The organism is Streptosporangium sp. NPDC004379 (assembly GCF_042873875.1).
Lineage (GTDB): Bacteria > Actinomycetota > Actinomycetes > Streptosporangiales > Streptosporangiaceae > Streptosporangium.
This window is the reverse complement of record NZ_JBIAMC010000023.1, coordinates 49,331-65,627: the sequence shown is the minus strand read 5'-3', so window position 1 is coordinate 65,627 and position 16,297 is coordinate 49,331. Positions and strand designations below refer to the sequence as shown.

Below are 16,297 nucleotides of genomic sequence, written 5' to 3'. Positions count from 1 at the left end.
ACATCCCGGGACCCGTCCGGCGCCCCGCTCCCGAGCCGTCATGACGCAGTACCCCTCAAACCATCAGAAATGCGGTCAAACTTCTCATAGGCGTACATCTCCGCGCCGAGTCGCGGGTATGCCCGGGAAGAGAAGCGGGAACCGCCTGGGGGTGCGCCATGGCCGGAAACAGGGGCGTCGTCTACGAGGGAACGGGCAGGGTCGTGGTCGAGGACTTCGACTACCCGACGTTCGAGCTGAAGGAGGGGCCGGGGGTCAATCCGGCGAACGTCGGCCGGAAGGTCCCGCACGGCGCGATCGTCAAGACCGTCGCGACGAACATCTGCGGCAGCGACCAGCACATGGTCCGCGGCCGCACCACCGCCCCCCACGGCCTCGTCCTCGGCCATGAGATCACCGGGGAGGTCGTCGAGAACGGCCCGGACGTGGAGTTCATCAAGGTCGGCGACCTGGTCTCGGTGCCGTTCAACATCTCCTGCGGGCGCTGCCGCAACTGCAAGGAGGGCAGGACCGGCATCTGCGAGAACGTCAACCCCGACCGCCCGGGGTCGGCGTACGGCTACGTCGACATGGGCGGCTGGGTCGGCGGGCAGGCCAAGTACGTCCTCGTGCCCTACGCCGACTGGAACCTGCTGAGGTTCCCCGACAGGGACCGGGCGATGGAGAAGATCCTCGACCTGGCGATGCTGTCGGACATCTTCCCCACCGGCTACCACGGGTGCGTGACCGCCGGGGTGACCACGGGCTCCACCGTCTACGTCGCGGGCGCCGGGCCGGTGGGCCTGGCCGCCGCGGCCTCGGCGTTCCTCCTCGGGGCCGCCGTGGTGATCGTCGGCGACCTGAACGCCGACCGCCTGGCGCAGGCCCGCAGCTTCGGCTGCGAGACCGCCGACGTGTCCCAGGGCGACCCCCGCGACCACATCGAACGGATCCTCGGCGTCCCCGAGGTGGACTGCGGCGTGGACGCGGTGGGCTTCGAGGCCCGCGGCCACGGGGCCGAGGCCGCCACCGAGCACCCGGCCACCGTGCTCAACACGCTCATGGACGTCACCCGGGCGGGCGGCGCGCTCGGCATCCCCGGGCTGTACGTGACCGGGGACCCGGGGGCCGCCGACGAGGCCGCCCGGGAGGGGGCGCTGTCGATCCGGCTGGGCCTCGGATGGGCCAAGTCGCTCGCCTTCTTCACCGGTCAGTGCCCGGTCATGCGGTACAACCGGCAGCTGATGATGGCGATCCTGCACGATCGGGTGCAGATCGCCAAGGCGGTCAACGCCACGCCGATCCCGCTGGAGGAGGCGCCGCGCGGCTACCGGGAGTTCGACGAGGGCGCCGCCCGCAAGTACGTCCTGGACCCGAACGGGATGCTCGGCACGTCCTGACGCCCCCGCCGCGCCGTACCGGGGAATTTTCGTACGGTGCCGGTCCGGAAGGATGTACGCCCTGGTCAGGGCGGGATGTCCGGCGTGTTCCGGGAGCGCCGGGCCGTGTCGCCGGGCGGTCGCGGGTGGCCCGGGGAGCTCACGGTGTCGGTGTGTTCTCCCTGACCGGAAGTGATTTACATGGTGCAGGAGAAGATCACCGATTGCCATTCCCGGGAATGGCGGAGTTTTTCACATTGAAACGATCTTGGGTAGGATAATGGTAATGGCCTGTTCTCCTGTACCGCCCGGCCGGCTCCGACCCCGTTCCGGTCGGGGACGAGGCGGGGTGCCGCCGAGGACGGCCATGGCGAGCGCGTCCTGAGCGACCGCGCAGGCCGTGCCGGGCCGTGTTCGCCGCGAAACGCAACCGGTGACAAGAGGTCGAGCAGGACCTGCGTGTAGGGAGTACAGCCAATGGGCCGGGGTCGAGCCAAGGCGAAGCAGGCGAAGGTGGCGCGCGAGCTCAAGTACGGCAACCACGGGATCGATCTCGATCGGCTGCGCGAGGAACTCGTCGCGGCGGGTGGTTCGCGGACGGAGTCCCAAGCCGAGGACACCGCCGACGACTACTTCGCCGACCGTTAGACAGAGCTGGTCGGAATCCGGGACCGTTCCGCGGGCCCCCACCGCCACGGCGGGGGCCCGCGGAACGGTCCCGGCGATCGCGTCGCCCGGTCGTCCGTCCGGTCGTCCGTCCGGCGGACACACGGCCGTGATTCCCGCGATCCCCGCCATCCCCGTGATCCCCGTGATCCCGTGACCTCGCGGTCACCTGTCCGGTGGACGCCGCGGGCGTGGTCCCGTGACCGCCGCCCGGCGGACGCGCGGGCGCGGCCCGTGGTCACTCGCCCGAGCCGGGCTCCGACAGCCGACGGCTCGCGGCGGCCTTGGCGGCCTTGGCGGCCTTGGCGGGCTCGGGGGTGAAGCTCCGCGTCCTCGGCGGAGACGACCAGGTCGTAGCCGTTGCGGGTGAACTGCGCCGCGAGCTCGTAGCCGATGCCGCTGGAGGCGCCGGTCACGACGGCGAGCGGCCTGTCATGGTTTGTAACCATATTTCGCCATTTTCTCTGTTATGGGGCGGCCGCTCCTTCGTGGCGGCGTGCCCCGGCCGGTGACCCTCGCACCGCTCCGGGGCGGCCGGCCGCCCCGGGACGAGTAGGGCTCCCACCAGGGGGTACGCGCGCCTCGAAGAGGGGCGCCGGGGGGTGCGTCCGGAGAGGAGACGGCGATGGCCGGAACATCACAGGCGGGATCCCCGTCCGGCCGCCCGGGAGGCGGCGACTACGACCGGGTGGCGATCGTCACCGGAGCCGACTCCGGCATGGGCCGGGCGACGGCCGTGGCCCTCGCCGAGCAGGGCTTCGACGTGGGGATCACCTTCCACTCCGACGAGAAGGGAGCGGAGGGGACCGCCGAGGAGGTGCGCGGCCACGGCCGGAAGGCGGCCGTGCGCCGGCACGACCTGACCGACCCGGAGGCGGCCGCCGCGGTCGTGGACGAGCTGGCCGAGGAACTGGGGGGCCTCGGCGTCCTGGTCAACAACGCCGGGACCGGCAGCAGCGAGCCGCTGCTGGAGATGGGTTTCCAGCGGTGGCGGTCGGTGATCGCGGTCGATCTCGACGGGGCCTTCCTGTGCTCCCAGCGGGCGGCCCGGCGCATGGTCGCCGCCGGCCGGGGAGGCCGCATCGTCAACGTCACCAGCGTCCACGAGGAGCACCCGCGCGTCGGCGCGGGGCCGTACTGCGCGGCCAAGGGCGGACTGCGGATGCTGAGCCGCGTGCTCGCGCTGGAGCTGGCACCGTACGGGATCACGGTGAACACCGTCGCACCGGGGGAGATCGCCACCCCGATGACCGGCCAGGACGACCAGCCGCCTGAGCCGGGCAGCCGCCCCGGCTACCCGATCGACCGCCCCGGCGACGCCCGGGAGGTCGCCGCCGTCATCGCCTTCCTGGCGAGCCCCGCGGCGTCCTACGTCACGGGCTCGTCGGTCTTCGTGGACGGCGGGCTGGGGCTCATGGGCCCGCAGGCGGCCGGAGCCCTGGAGTCCGGGGACTGGCGCCAGGGCTGATCCGCCGGTCCGGGGTCCGCCGGTCCGGGGCCCGGAGGGTCGGCCTTCGCCGGCGGGTCCTCCGGGCTCCCCGGAACGTGCGGCAGGCTCCGGACACGCGTCCGGCCCCGGCCTTGGAGAGGCCGGGGCCGGACGGGACCGCCGTCCCCGCGGGACCGCCGCGGAGCGCGGGCGTGCTTACCGGGTCGCCGTGGAGGCGTGGTGGTGGCGGCGCGACAGCAGGTAGCCGAGGGCGATCATGCCGATGCCCAGGATCAGGTGCAGCCAGTTGTCGGCGCTGTTGAGCGGGACGAAGTTGGCGGCGCTGTCGTGGCCGACCAGCATGCCGTACAGCCACAGCAGCAGGTAGACGACGCCGCCGCCGATGAGGTAGTTGCGGGCGCCGGGCCGGGTGCGCGACATCAGGATGCCGGCGACGCCGAACAGCAGGTGCACGATGTTGTGCAGGATCGACACCTCGAAGATCCCGAGCAGCATGGCGTCGGAGTGGTGGCCGGCGAACTCCATGCCGTCATAGCCCGTGGTGATGCCCGGGATGAAGCCCAGGACGCCGACCAGCAGGAAGACGACGCCGACGACGAGCGCGGCGAGCTGGACCGGCGTGCGTGCGGGGGGTGTGCTCATATTTGAAGCCTCCACGGTGCTTTCGCGTTGGAATCGCCGTGCTACCCCCGGTACGCCGGTGCACTCGTCTGCTTTGATCACGATTGTCCAGCTCCAGCTCCAGCTCCGGGCCGTGACCCGAGAGCCCCGAGCGCGACCCGGAGCCCGGGACACGGCCGGGAGCCCAGGCCCCCGGCCCCCGGCCAGGAGGCGGGAGCCCGGAGCCGGTGAGGCTAGAAAAGCGTCGGGGCGGCGGCCTCGGCGGTCACCCGGTCGAGCTCGCCGGGCCGGAAGAACCGGATCGCGCCGAACACCCCGTCGTAGCCGGGATCCCGGATCACCTCGCCGCGGCGCAGCCGCCCGACCGCCTCGGCCAGCGGCGGCGAGCAGGCCGCGATGTCGTCCACCGGCACGTCCTGGAGGATCGCGAGCTCGGGACCCAGGGTGGCGGTGAGGTCGTCGATCTCCCGGGCGACCTTCTTCGACTTGGGCCCCACGCCCAGGATCTCGCCCACGATCTCCGGCAGCGGGACGAGGCTGCGGAAGCCGGGCACGCCGTCCGGGCGGGCGCCCTCGGGCCGGTCGGCCAGGTCCTCGACCCGGCTCAGCACGCCCACCGTGAGCGGCCTGCCGCACACCGGGCACCGTCCGCCGCGCTCGCGGGTCTCCCTCGGGGTCATCCGGACGCCGCACTTCCGGTGCCCGTCGACGTGGTACTTCCCCTCCTCGGGGAAGAACTCGACGGTTCCGGCGTACCCGTCGCCGGTCCTCAGCGCTTCGAGGACGGCGAAGTAGTCGAGGTCCGTCTCGAACACCGTGGTCTCGCGGGCGACCATGGGCGGTGAGTGGGCGTCGGAGTGGCTGACCAGCCGGTAGCGGTCGAGGGCGGAGACCCGCCAGTTCATGGCCGGGTCGCTGGACAGTCCGGTCTCCAGCGCGAAGATGTGACCGGAGAGCTCGCCGTAGCACTCCTCGACGGTGTCGAAGCCGGACTTCGAGCCGAACACGCCGAACCACGGCGTCCAGACGTGGGCGGGCACCAGGTAGGCGCCCTCGCCGCTGTCCAGGACGGTCTCCAGCAGGTCGCGGGAGTCCAGGCCGAGGACCGGCCGGCCGTCGGCCGCGAGGTTCCCGGCCTTCGCGAGCTCGCGGTTGAACCTCTCGGCCGCCGCGAAGTCCGGCATGTACACCAGGTGGTGGATCTTCCTGGTGCGGTCGCCCCGCCGGTAGACCGTGGAGACCTCGGTGGAGAGCATGTAGCGCACCTCGGCGGAGGCCAGGCGGGGCGGCAGCGTGCGGGAGACGTCGCGATCGATCTCCTCGCGCAGCCGGAACAGCCCGGGTTCGGCCGGGACGAGGCTCTCGCGCAGCCGCTCGAACCACAGCGGGTGCGTCAGGTCGCCGGTGCCCATCAGCGTGACGCCCTTGCGCCGGGCCCACCACGTCAGGTGTTCGAGATCGCTGTCCCCGCTGCAGGCCCTGGAGTACTTCGAGTGCATGTGCAGGTCGGAGTGGAACCGCATCCGTGACCGTCCCTTCACCGGACGCGCGGGCCCGGGTACGGCCCGGCGGACCCGGTCGGCTGGGGGGAACCGGGCCGGCGGCCGCGGCCGTGCCGGGGGGAACCGGGCCGGGAGGCGCGGCCGTACGTCGTCAAAGGGGTCATGCGGAGTCGTTTCCCTGCGTGACGGGGGGTACACACGCGCGCGAACCGGGAATGGCCGGGGGTGACGGCGGACGCAGAGGTCCGCCGGACGCACGGAGGTCCGGAGAGCGGCGAGGACGGCGACGGACGCGTGCCGGATGCGGGGGCAGGAGGCGTGATGACGGCGGTGGGCACCACCACATGGGCCATCCCGGAGGGCTACATCCCCTCCGGCGGCACCGGCCCCGAGCCGGAGATGCTCAGTCACGAGACCGCGTGCATACTCAACGCGGCGGACGAGGACGCGCACGTCGAGATCACGCTGTACTTCGCCGACCGCGAGCCGGTCGGGCCGTACCGGGTGACGGTGCCCGCGCGGCGGACGGTGCACCAGCGGTTCAACGACCTGACCGACCCCGAGCCCGTGCCGCGTGACACGCCGTACTCCTCGGTCCTCCGCAGCGACGTCCCCGTGGTGGTCCAGCACACCCGCCTGGATTCGCGCCAGGCCGAGAACGCGCTGCTCTCGACGATCGCCCACCCTACGTGAGGTCCTCGGGGTCCTCGGGGGCGAAGAACTCCAGCAGCAGGCGGTTCAGCGCCTCGGGCCGCTCGGTCGGGATCCCGTGGTGCGACACGTCCGGCAGCACGGCCGTCCCGGCGTGCGGCATCAGCCGCCGCGCACCGGCGACGACCGCGCGGGCTTCGTGCGCCCGGCTGCGCTCCGCCGCCACGACGAGCGTCGGCACGGCCGAGGCCGACAGCAGGGCGGCGTCCGGACGGCGGATGGGGATGATCTTCGGGCGCGGGAGGTCCGTCGCACCCGAGACGTAGAGCTCCAGCCAGTCCTCGTCCACGGGCGTTCCCCCCGACTCCCAGGCGGTGAGGGCGCGCACCCGCCGGGGCGTCGGGCGCAGCAGCGTCGGCAGGGCGCGCAGCAGGTAGCGCGGGCTGAACCCGGTGAAGCACCGGGTGGGGTCGAGGAGCGCGAGACGGCGCACCAGGTGCGGCGCGCGCAGCGCGAACGCGAGGGCGATCTCGGCCCCGTACGAGTGCCCGCACAGGTCCGCGCGGTCGAGCCCGAGACCCGCGAACGTCGCCTCCAGCCAGTCGAGCAGGTCGTCCTCGTCGCGGATCGGCCTGTCGCCCCGCGCGCCGTGTCCCGGCTCGCCGATCCGGTCGATCGCGTAGACGCGATGCGCGGAGGCCAGGGCGGCGGCGTTGGCGAACCACACCGCCGAGGTGGCCCCGCCGCCGTGTGACAGCACCAGCGGGGGCGCGTCGGCGGGCCCACAGGCCAGCACCCGGGCGGTGCCGTACTCCGAGCGGACGTCGATCTCCTCGGTGGCGGCGGGCCATCGCGCGAGGACGCGCGCGTAGGCGGCGGCGAAGCGCCTCCCGGCCTCGGGCGTCCGGAAGGCGGGGGCGGGGGGCGTGGTCTCGGGCATGCGGTCCCTTCCTGTTCGGCGCGGATCCCCGTCCGGCGCAGGTCCCCTCCGGCGCGGGTCCCCTCCGGTGTGGGGCCGGTCCGGCGCGGGCCCCGTCCGGTGCGGGGCCGGTCCGGTGCGGAGAAGCGGTCCGGGACGGGGCGGAGCCCGGCCGACGAAGATCCATGCCGAGTCTTCCCCACGGACCGGGCGGGTCCCCATCCGGCCTGAAAAGTCGTCCATCTACCTAGGTAGTATTTCTAACTAGGTTGTTCTATCTTCTAGGTGGCACACGCAACGAAAGGATCCCCATGCCCTCCCTGGTGCTCGCCGCCGCCCTCGTCGTCCACCTCGCCCTCGTGAGCCCCTGGCTCGGCAGGCGCTCCTACGCGCGTCTGGAGCGCGAGCGCGACCGGGACGGGCGGATCCTGGTCCGGATGTTCACCGCGTGGACGGCGGAGTTGTGGGCGCTGGCCGCGACGGCGCTCCTGGTCGTCGGCCTGTCCCCGGAGCTGGACCTCGCCGGGGTGGGCTTCGTCCTCCCGGCCGACGCGGAGACCACCGCCGGGATGCTGGTCGGCCTCACGATCGCCTCGGCGGTGGTCGTGCTGGTGACCGTCCGGATGACCAGGGCGGGCAGGCCGGTGCCCGGGCAGGCCGCCTTCCGGGCGATGCTGCCGCGCACCCCGGCCGAGCGGCGGGGCGCCGTGGCGCTCTCCGTCAGCGCCGGGATCTGCGAGGAGATCGTCTACCGGGGGCTGCTCATCGCGCTCGGCACGAGCGTGCTCGGCCTGCCCCTTCCCGTCGCCGCCGGCCTGGCGCTCGCGGTGTTCGTCGCCGGCCACCTCTACCAGGGGTGGCGGGGCATGGCCATGGTGGCGGTGGCCGGGCTCGGCCTCACCCTGCTGTACCTCAATACAGGCAGCCTGCTGCTCCCGATCGTCCTGCACGCCGTCGCCGACATCCGCTCGCTGCTCCTCACCCCGGCCGGTAGGCGTGACACGCTAGATGGCATCGCTACCGTGCGAGGATGAGGCCATGGCGACCGACCGACGTGCGAGCTGGCTCAAAGGCGTCCTCGACCTGCTGGTGCTGGCCAGCCTGACCGAGGGCGAGAGCTACGGCTACGAGATCTCCAAGACGCTCGCCGAGGCCGGGCTGGGCCAGATCAAGGGCGGAACCCTCTACCCGGTGCTCAACCGGCTGGAGGAGGCGGGCCTGCTCGCCGCCGAGTTCCGGGTCACCGAGCGCGGTCCGGGCCGCCGCTACTACCGGCTCACCGAACGGGGCCGCGAGACGCTGACCGAGCAGAGCGGGCTGTGGCTCGCCTTCGACGAATCCGTACGGGCCATGCTGACCAAGGGAGCAGCCGGATGAGCGACTACTTCGACGCGCTGGCGGCGCTGCTGCGCGACAGGGGCGTCCCGGCGGAGCGGGTGGCCTCCACGATCGAGGAGCTGGCCGGGCACGTCGCGGAGAGCGGCGCCGCCCCGGAGGAGGAGTTCGGCCCCGTCGCCGCCTTCGCCGACAGCCTCGGCGGGGTGACCGGGGACGACGCGGCCGGCGGGGACGACCGGACGGCCTCCGCCGGGGAGAGCTGGTCGTGGACGGCCGACATCTTCGCCGACGAGCGGCGCCTCAACGAGTTCGGCGGGCAGGGCTGGGAGGTCGACCGGGTCGACCGGCGCGGCATGTTCGTCAGCCACCGGGACCCCGAGCGGCCGCAGCGCTGGGAGTACCGCCGGGAGACGGTGTGGCCCGAGGGCAGGCGCGCCGTGACCGAACGGCTCGCCCCGGACGGCTGGGAGCCCTGCGGCACCTGGTTCCTCTACGAGTACTTCAAGCGCCCCGGGGCCGCCTCCGCGGGCCCGGCGGCCGAGATCGGCTCACCGCCCCCGGCGCCCGGCGGACGGTTGTTCCTCAGCGTGCGGTTCCTGCTGCTCCTGGCGGCCTGGCTGCTCCTCGTGATCGCCGCCGGATGGGCCGTGCGGGGCGGTTTCGGCGGCGACGACGGCGCGGATTTCGCCGTCGGCACGGCGACGGGCGTCGGGGTGGTCGCGGGAGCCGCCCTCGCCCTGTGGGGGCTCGCCCGCCGCCGCTGACCGTCCGCCCGGCGGCTGTCCGGGTCGCGGAATCCGCCTGAGAGACCGCGGGCGGGGCCGTCAGCGGGGACGGTGGGACACGGGCTCCGCGTCATGGGGAAGGATCCCGCCGGCCGTCCCCACCCCGGAGGCGTCCGCGGCGAGGTCCGCGTCGCGGGGAAGGACCACCGTCACGACCAGGCCGCCGCCCTCCCGGGGACGGGCCGTGACGTCGCCGCCGTGGGCGAGGGCCACCGAGCGGACGATCGACAGGCCCAGCCCCGCGCTCCGCGCCGTGACCACGCGGTCGGCGCCGAGCCGGCGGAAGGGCTTGAAGATCGCCGGGACGTCGTAGGGCGGTACGGCGGGCCCGCTGTTGCCGACCTCCACCTCCACGTGCCCGGCGGAGACCGTACGGCTGGTCACCCGCACCCAGCCGGAACCGTCGCCGACGTTGTGCCGGATCCCGTTCTCGACCAGGTTGTGCACCAGCCGTTCCAGCAGCAGGGCGTCCCCCCGGGTGGGCGCGGGGCCCGCCGCCTCCCGTACGGTGACCCCCGCCCGTTCCGCCTCCACGGCGGTCTGCGTCACCACGTGGGACACCACGTCGGCCAGGTCCACCGGCGACCGGTCCGCGATCTCGTGCTCGGTGCGTGCCAGCAGCAGCAGCCCCGAGATGAGCTGCTCGTGCCGGGCGCTGATCTCCAGCAGGCTCTCGCCCAGCCGTACGACGTCCGCCGAGGCGGATCTGCGGTGCATGGCGAGTTCGACGAGGGCCCGGGTGAGCGTCAGCGGGGTGCGCAGCTCGTGCGAGGCGTTGGCGACGAACCTGCGCTGCCCGTCGAAGGAGCGGTCGAGCCGCTCGACCATGGTGTCGAAGGTGTCGGCGAGCTCCTTCACCTCGTCCCCCGGCCCGCGCAGGGCGATCCGCTCGTGCAGGCCGTGGTCGGCGACGGGGGCGGCGGCGATGCGCCGGGCGGTCTCGGTCACGCGGCGCAGCGGGGCGAGCACCCGGCCGGCGATCACCCAGCCGAGGCCCGTCGCGGCGGAGCCGACCACGGCCAGCGCGACGGCCCCCTGGGTGAGCAGCGACGTGACGGCCGCGTCGTTCAGCCTGTCCTTCTGCTCCCGCAGCCACTGCTCCGCCACCGGGCCCGTCAGCACGTCGCCGTCCTTGGCGATCAGCAGCATCCGCCGCTGTCGGCCGTCGGCCGAGGTGTACCGGTCGTCGAACGACTGTGAAAGCTGCTGGTCGAACAGCAGGTAGGTGACACCGAGCAGGGTCAGCCCCGCGACGAGGAAGACGGCGCCGTAGACGAGGGTGAGCCGGGCCCGCAGCGTGGGCGACCGGCGCGGCGGCGTACGGAAGATCATGCGATCCGGTATCCCGAGCCCGGCACCGTACGGATGACCTGTGGTTCGCCCAGTTTGCGGCGGAGCTTGAGGATGGTGAGACGCACCGCGCCGGTGAACGGGTCGGCGTACTCGTCCCACGCCTTCTCCAGCAGCCGCTCGGAGGAGACCACGGCCCCGTCGGCACGCAGCAGCTCGGACAGGACGGCGAACTCCTTCTTCGAGAGCGGGATGTACCGCTCGTCCCGGAAGACCTCCCGCCGCGCCGGGTCCAGGGTGATCCCGCCCCGTCTCAGGACCGGAGGGGCGGCCGGCCGGGAGCGCCTCCCCAGCGCCTGGACACGGGCGGCGAGCTCGGCGAACGCGAACGGCTTGGCCAGATAGTCGTCGGCGCCCAGGGACAGGCCGGTCACCCGGTCGCCGATCTCCGCGGCGGCGGTGAGCATCAGCACCCGCGTGGTCGACTCCGACGCGACCAGTTCACGGCAGACGTCGTCACCGTGCACGAGCGGCAGGTCCCGGTCGAGGACGACCACGTCGTAGTCGTTGACCGCGATGCGCTCCAGCGCGGCCTCGCCGTCGTGCGCGGTGTCGACCGCGTGCGCCTCCTCGCGCAGCCACTCCGCTATCGCGCCGGCCAGCACGCGTTCGTCCTCCACCACCAGCACCCGCATCGCGGTCTCGCGCCCCTCTCGTCGCCTACGGGGGAGATGGTGGCGCACGCGATGTTTGCTCGGCGTTAACGCCTGCCGCCCGGGGCCGATGGAAACGGCCCGGAAACGCGCCTCGCTGTTGCATCTGCTGTCGAACGCTCCGCCCCGGAGGCGGACGTTCCCAACACACCCGGCATCCCGGATGGCCGGCGCGGAGACGCCGGCTCCGGCGAGGAGGACGACATGCGATTTCCCGGCGCGCTGGCGGTGGTCCCGCTGGCGCTCACCCTGACTCTCACCGGTTGCGCGGCGGACGGCGACGACGGTCCAGGAGTGGCGTCCGCGAACGGCGGGGGCACGGCCGCCACCGACGCGCCCGCCGCCCGCCAGGCCGCCCCCACCATGGGGAAGGACGAGCGGAACGTCAGGTTCGCCCGGTGCATGCGGGAGAACGGCGTCCCCATGGAGGACCCCCAGCCCGGCAGGCCCGTCCTGATCAGGGGCGACGCGGGCGACAGGGGGACCGTGAGGAAGGCCGTGGAGGCGTGCAGGGAGTTCCAGCCGGCGGGCGGCACCGGAGCGGCCGGCGCCGACGCGTCCGAGAAGCTGCGCCGGCTCGCGCGGTGCATGCGGGACAACGGTGTTCCGGACTTCCCCGACCCCGAGCCGGGGGATGGCATACGGCTCGACAAGAAGCTCGCCGAGGACCCCGACTTCCCGGCCGCCCAGCGCAGGTGCGAGCTGGAATCGGGCGGCTCCTGATGGACACGGCCGCCACCGGCGACGGACCGGGCGCGACCACCGCCACCGGCGAGGAACCGGGCGCGGACACCGTTCTCCGGGAGGGGACCGGCGCGGACACCGTCCCGGGCGAGGGGCCCGGCGCGGGCGCCGGTCTCGGGGAGGGACCGGGCGCGACCACCACCGCCGCCCGGCCGCGCCGCCGGGGCGGGCGGCTCGCCGTACTGCCGGTTCTCGGGCTCGTCCTGGCCGGCGCCGCGGTGGCCGTGAACGGCGCGGGCCGGCCCGGCGGAGGCGGCGCCACCGGTACGGCGGCCGCCGCCCGCCCCCCGGCCACCGCCGTGGTGACCAGGGAGACGCTCCAGGAAACGCGCGAAGCCGACGGCGAACTCGGCTACGGACCCGCCACCGCGGTGGTGAGCCGCAGGCCGGGCACGGTCACCTGGCTCCCGGACAGCGGAGCCCGGATCACCCGGGGCCGCTCGCTGTACCGGATCGACGACGACCCGGTGGTGCTGATGTACGGCTCGCCCCCGGCGTACCGCGATCTGCGGCCGGGCGTCGAAGGACCGGACGTCGAGAGCCTGGAACGCAACCTCAGGGCGCTGGGCTATGACGGCTTCACGGTGGACGACGAGTACACCTCCGCCACCGCCGCCGCGGTCACGCGCTGGCAGGAGGACCGCGGCCTCGCCGGGACCGGCGTGGTCGAGCTGGGCCGGGTGGTCTTCGCCCCGTCCGCGGTCCGGGTGGAGAGCCTGGACGTCCAGGCCGGCCAGCCCGTCGCCCCCGGGCGGAAGGTGCTCTCCCACACCGGCACCGCCAAGGTGGTCACGGTGCGGCTGAAGGCGGAGGACCAGCGGATGGCCAGGAAGAGGACGAAGGTGTCGGTCGCCCTGCCCGGCGGCGGCACCGTGGGCGGCCGGGTCACCGAGGTCTCCACGGTCATCGTCCCGGGGGAGGGGCGGGACGCGGAGCCGGAGACCGAGCTGGAGGTGCTGGTCTCCCTCGACGGGCGTCGGGCCGCCGAAGGGCTCGACCGGGCGGCGGTGGACGTGACCTTCACGGCCTCCCGGCGGAGGAACGTGCTCGCCGTACCCGTCGCGGCGCTCGTGGCGCTGCGCGAGGGCGGCTTCGGCGTCGAGGTGGTCGAGGGCTCCGTCTCCCGCCACGTCGCGGTGCGGACCGGGCTGTTCGCCGGCGGCCGCGTCGAGGTCTCCGGTGAGGGCCTCGCCGAGGGCATGACCGTGGGGATGCCGGAATGATCTCACTGACCGGTGTGTCGAAGACCTACGCCGACGGCGTCACGGCGCTGGCCGAGGTGTCCCTGGAGATCGCCCGCGGCGAGCTCGTCGCCATCGTCGGCCCCTCGGGCTCCGGCAAGTCGACGATGCTCAACATCATCGGCACGCTCGACCGGCCCACCTCCGGAGAGGTGCGCATCGACGGGTACGACGTGTCGAGGCTGCCGGACCGGCGGCTCGCCGCGCTGCGCGCGACCGGGATCGGCTTCGTCTTCCAGCACTTCCATCTGGCCGCGGGGGTCTCCGCGCTGGACAACGTGGCCGACGGTCTCCTCTACGGCGGACTCCGCCGCGCCGAACGGCGGCGCAGGGCCGCGGCCGCCCTGGAACGTGTCGGGCTGGGGCACCGCCTCGGCCACGAGCCGCACGAGCTGTCCGGCGGCGAGCGGCAGCGCGTCGCCATCGCCAGGGCCGTGGCCGGGGATCCCCCGCTGCTGCTCGCCGACGAGCCGACGGGCGCGCTGGACTCGGTCTCGGGGACCGGGGTGATGGAGCTGCTGCGCGCGCTCAACGCCTCCGGTACCACCGTCGTGATCATCACCCATGACCGGGAGATCGCCGCCGCGCTGCCCCGGCGGGTGCCGATGCGCGACGGCCGGGTCGTCCCCGTTCCGGACACGGACACGGACACGGACACGGACACGGACACGGACACGGACACGGACACGGACACGGACACGGACACGGACACGGACACGGACACGGACTCGGACTCGGACACGGGCTCGGGCTCGGGCCACCGTACGGGCGGTGACGCGGGTCGTGGGGCCGGTCCGGGGCGGCGGCACGCCGGATCGGGGGCGATGTGATGATGGCTCCCGCCCCCGGCCGCGTGGAGCGGCCCGGCTCTGGCCACGCGGCCCGCCCCGGCTCCGGCCCTGTGGAGCGGCCCGGTCCGGTCCCGGCCAGGATGCGGCCCGGTGACGTGGCGCGGGTCGGCGCGGTCGGACTGCGCACCCGCCCGGCGCGGGCGCTGCTGTCGGCGCTCGGCATCGCCATCGGCATCGCGGCGATGATCGGCGTGGTCGGCATCTCGTCGTCGTCGGGAGCCGAGTTGGACAGCCGCCTCTCGGCGCTGGGCACCAACCTGCTCACCGTCTCGGCGGGACGGACCCTCCTGGGAGAGGAGGCCGAGATGCCCCTGGACGCCGAGGCGATGGTCGAGCGGATCGGGCCGGTGGAGTCGGTCTCCGCGGCCGGATATGTCGATACCGCCAAGGTCTACCGGAGCGAGGAGATCCCCGAGGCGCAGACGGGCGGGATCTCCGCCTACGCCTCCCGCCTCGACCTGCTCACGACGGTGGGCGCGACGGTGCGCAGCGGCACCTGGCTGAACGAGGCCACCCAGCGCCATCCGGCCGTGGTGCTCGGGGCGACCGCGGCCAGGCGGCTCGGGGTCGCCGGGGCGGGACCGGACACCCAGGTGGTCATCGGGGGCGTGCGGTTCACGGTCGTCGGCGTCCTCGACCCGGTGCCGCTCGCCGCCGAACTGGACAGCGCGGCGCTCGTCGGCTGGCCGGCGGCGGAGTCGGCGCTCGATTTCGACGGCCACCCCACGATCCTCTACACCCGTTCGGCGGAGTCGGGGCTGAAGGATGTCAGCGCGGTGCTGGCCGCCACGGCGAACCCGCGGGCGCCCAACGAGATCGACGTCTCCCGGCCCTCCGACGCACTCGTCGCCAAACAGGTCGCCGGTCAGGCGTTCGCCGGGCTCCTGCTGGGGGTCGGCGCGGTCGCGCTGCTCGTCGGCGGGGTCGGGGTGGCCAACACCATGGTCATCTCGGTGCTGGAACGGCGTGCGGAGATCGGGCTGCGGCGTGCTCTCGGCGCGACCCGCGGCCAGATCCGCACGCAGTTCCTCACCGAGTCGCTGTTGCTGTCCGTGCTGGGCGGGGCGGGCGGAGCGCTGATCGGGGCCGGCGTCACCGCGGGCTACGCGCTGTACCGGGGCTGGCCGGCGGTGGTCCCGGCCTGGACGGTGGCCGGCGGCCTGGCGGCGACGCTGGTCATCGGCGCGCTGGCAGGCCTCTATCCGGCGGTTCGCGCCTCCCGCCTCTCCCCGACGGAGGCCCTGGCCACGCCGTAGCCGGGGAGCTTCACCTGGGAATCCGCACCCGAGGAGCCGCCCTTCAGAAGTCCAGCCGGTAGTAGACCGACATCCGCCGCATCACGGGCAGGAGCCGGGCCGACGCCACGAGCGCCCGGTATCCCCGGCTCAGCCCGGTGTATCCGGGGTCGTCGAAGACACTCATGGACATCGTGCACCGCAGGCCCGGAGCGATCGTCTCCAGCTCCGCGCAGCCGTCGATGCCCCAGTGGAGGGTGGCCCCGGCCTTCCGGACGATCCGGTTGGCCCGCTGCATCCGGACGCCGAGCCTGCTGAAGCCGTCGAAGACGAACCGTCCGGAGGGGAAGCGGTCCACGACGCGCCGGAAGAGCGCCCGGCCCTCGTCCTCCTCCAGATACATGGTCAGGCCTTCGGCGACGACGAGGACCGGACGGTCGGCGGGCACCTCCGCGAGCCAGGCGGGGTCCGTCACGGACGCGGCCACCAGCTCGTAGCCGTCGCGCGTGGGATAGAGGTCCCGCTTGAGATCGATCACGGCGGGCCGGTCCACGTCGTACCACCGCACGCCCGGACCGGGATCGACGCGGTGCACCCGGCTGTCCAGGCCGCAACCGAGGTGCAGCACGGTCGCCTCGGGGTGGCCGGCGAGGAAGTCGCGGGTCCAGGAGTCGAGGAACCTGCCCCGGAGCGCGATGGTGACGTGGTCACCGCGGCGGACCCCTGTGTCGGCGGGGTCGAACTCGATCTCCCGCAGGGCCGCCACGGCCAGCGTGTCGCCCAGCATCGGACGCGGCGACCGGGCGTCCAGGGCCCTGCAGTACAGCGTGGCCAGCATGGTGGCCTCCGCACCGGAAAGGCGTGCCTTCGGCATGGGTTCACCGTACGCCCGCCTTCTCACGGACGCACGGTTTCCCGTACGCCGTCCGTGAC

Annotated in this window: 17 protein-coding genes; 11 read left to right on the top strand and 6 right to left on the bottom strand. The window is 73.7% G+C overall.

Annotation, left to right across the window (positions count from 1 at the left end; translation table 11 throughout):
• Positions 1–158: 158 nt before the first annotated feature.
• From fdhA to ACFYSC_RS33780, 3 genes are all read left to right on the top strand, one after another.
• Positions 159–1,379, top strand: a complete 1,221-nt coding sequence (gene fdhA, locus ACFYSC_RS33790) for a formaldehyde dehydrogenase, glutathione-independent (RefSeq protein WP_389969689.1) — start codon at positions 159–161, stop codon at positions 1,377–1,379.
• Between the two features lie 456 nt (positions 1,380–1,835).
• Positions 1,836–2,006: a DUF3073 domain-containing protein gene (locus tag ACFYSC_RS33785; RefSeq protein ID WP_362933728.1), complete on the top strand. Its 171-nt coding sequence runs from the start codon at positions 1,836–1,838 to the stop codon at positions 2,004–2,006.
• A 643-nt stretch (positions 2,007–2,649) separates the two neighbouring features.
• A complete protein-coding gene (locus ACFYSC_RS33780) occupies positions 2,650–3,492 on the top strand; it encodes an SDR family oxidoreductase (protein WP_389969687.1) in 843 nt (280 codons plus the stop codon).
• A gap of 177 nt (positions 3,493–3,669) precedes the next feature.
• Here the strand turns inward: ACFYSC_RS33780 and ACFYSC_RS33775 are convergent, their stop codons facing one another.
• Together ACFYSC_RS33775 and ACFYSC_RS33770 are read right to left on the bottom strand one after the other, a co-directional pair.
• Positions 3,670–4,116, bottom strand: a complete 447-nt coding sequence (locus tag ACFYSC_RS33775) for a DUF4383 domain-containing protein (RefSeq protein ID WP_389969685.1) — start codon at positions 4,114–4,116, stop codon at positions 3,670–3,672.
• Between the two features lie 212 nt (positions 4,117–4,328).
• Positions 4,329–5,618: an endonuclease Q family protein gene (locus ACFYSC_RS33770; protein WP_389969683.1), complete on the bottom strand. Its 1,290-nt coding sequence runs from the start codon at positions 5,616–5,618 to the stop codon at positions 4,329–4,331.
• Between the two features lie 300 nt (positions 5,619–5,918).
• On the opposite strand from ACFYSC_RS33770, the gene ACFYSC_RS33765 reads away from it, so the two are divergent.
• Positions 5,919–6,290, top strand: coding sequence for a sensory rhodopsin transducer (locus ACFYSC_RS33765; RefSeq protein ID WP_362933734.1), 372 nt, complete (start codon positions 5,919–5,921; stop codon positions 6,288–6,290).
• Here the strand turns inward: ACFYSC_RS33765 and ACFYSC_RS33760 are convergent.
• Positions 6,283–7,188 carry an alpha/beta fold hydrolase gene (locus ACFYSC_RS33760; protein WP_389969681.1) on the bottom strand — a complete coding sequence of 302 codons (906 nt, stop codon included), beginning with the start codon at positions 7,186–7,188 and terminating at the stop codon, positions 6,283–6,285. The two genes, ACFYSC_RS33765 and ACFYSC_RS33760, sit on opposite strands and share 8 nt — an antisense overlap.
• 290 nt (positions 7,189–7,478) lie before the next feature.
• Here ACFYSC_RS33760 and ACFYSC_RS33755 point away from each other — a divergent pair, with 290 nt between their 5' ends.
• The 3 genes from ACFYSC_RS33755 to ACFYSC_RS33745 are packed head-to-tail and all read left to right on the top strand — an operon-like array spanning position 7,479 to position 9,269.
• The gene (locus ACFYSC_RS33755; protein ID WP_389969679.1) at positions 7,479–8,201 is read left to right on the top strand and encodes a CPBP family intramembrane glutamic endopeptidase; all 723 of its coding nucleotides are present in this window, start codon (positions 7,479–7,481) and stop codon (positions 8,199–8,201) included.
• Positions 8,202–8,205: 4 nt separating this feature from the next.
• Entirely contained in the window at positions 8,206–8,544 is a 339-nt protein-coding gene (locus ACFYSC_RS33750) for a PadR family transcriptional regulator (RefSeq protein ID WP_362933743.1), read from the top strand.
• A complete protein-coding gene (locus ACFYSC_RS33745) occupies positions 8,541–9,269 on the top strand; it encodes a hypothetical protein (RefSeq protein ID WP_389969676.1) in 729 nt (242 codons plus the stop codon). Before ACFYSC_RS33750 ends, ACFYSC_RS33745 begins: the two co-directional genes overlap by 4 nt.
• Positions 9,270–9,329: 60 nt before the next feature.
• Here the strand turns inward: ACFYSC_RS33745 and ACFYSC_RS33740 are convergent, their stop codons facing one another.
• Both ACFYSC_RS33740 and ACFYSC_RS33735 read right to left on the bottom strand, forming a co-directional pair.
• The gene (locus tag ACFYSC_RS33740; RefSeq protein ID WP_389969674.1) at positions 9,330–10,622 is read right to left on the bottom strand and encodes a sensor histidine kinase; all 1,293 of its coding nucleotides are present in this window, start codon (positions 10,620–10,622) and stop codon (positions 9,330–9,332) included.
• The gene (locus tag ACFYSC_RS33735; RefSeq protein WP_389969672.1) at positions 10,619–11,275 is read right to left on the bottom strand and encodes a response regulator transcription factor; all 657 of its coding nucleotides are present in this window, start codon (positions 11,273–11,275) and stop codon (positions 10,619–10,621) included. Before ACFYSC_RS33735 ends, ACFYSC_RS33740 begins: the two co-directional genes overlap by 4 nt.
• 222 nt (positions 11,276–11,497) lie before the next feature.
• On the opposite strand from ACFYSC_RS33735, the gene ACFYSC_RS33730 reads away from it, so the two are divergent.
• The 4 genes from ACFYSC_RS33730 (at position 11,498) to ACFYSC_RS33715 (ending at position 15,385) form a co-directional block, all read left to right on the top strand.
• Positions 11,498–12,016: a hypothetical protein gene (locus ACFYSC_RS33730; RefSeq protein ID WP_389969670.1), complete on the top strand. Its 519-nt coding sequence runs from the start codon at positions 11,498–11,500 to the stop codon at positions 12,014–12,016.
• Positions 12,016–13,260, top strand: a complete 1,245-nt coding sequence (locus ACFYSC_RS33725) for a peptidoglycan-binding protein (protein WP_389969668.1) — start codon at positions 12,016–12,018, stop codon at positions 13,258–13,260. The genes ACFYSC_RS33730 and ACFYSC_RS33725 overlap by 1 nt, the downstream gene beginning before the upstream one ends.
• Positions 13,257–14,108: an ABC transporter ATP-binding protein gene (locus ACFYSC_RS33720; RefSeq protein ID WP_389969666.1), complete on the top strand. Its 852-nt coding sequence runs from the start codon at positions 13,257–13,259 to the stop codon at positions 14,106–14,108. Before ACFYSC_RS33725 ends, ACFYSC_RS33720 begins: the two co-directional genes overlap by 4 nt.
• Before the next feature lie 101 nt (positions 14,109–14,209).
• Positions 14,210–15,385, top strand: coding sequence for an ABC transporter permease (locus tag ACFYSC_RS33715; protein ID WP_389969664.1), 1,176 nt, complete (start codon positions 14,210–14,212; stop codon positions 15,383–15,385).
• A gap of 43 nt (positions 15,386–15,428) precedes the next feature.
• Here ACFYSC_RS33715 and ACFYSC_RS33710 read toward each other — a convergent pair whose 3' ends face one another.
• Positions 15,429–16,238, bottom strand: a complete 810-nt coding sequence (locus ACFYSC_RS33710; RefSeq protein WP_389969662.1) for a class I SAM-dependent methyltransferase — start codon at positions 16,236–16,238, stop codon at positions 15,429–15,431.
• Positions 16,239–16,297: the final 59 nt, after the last annotated feature.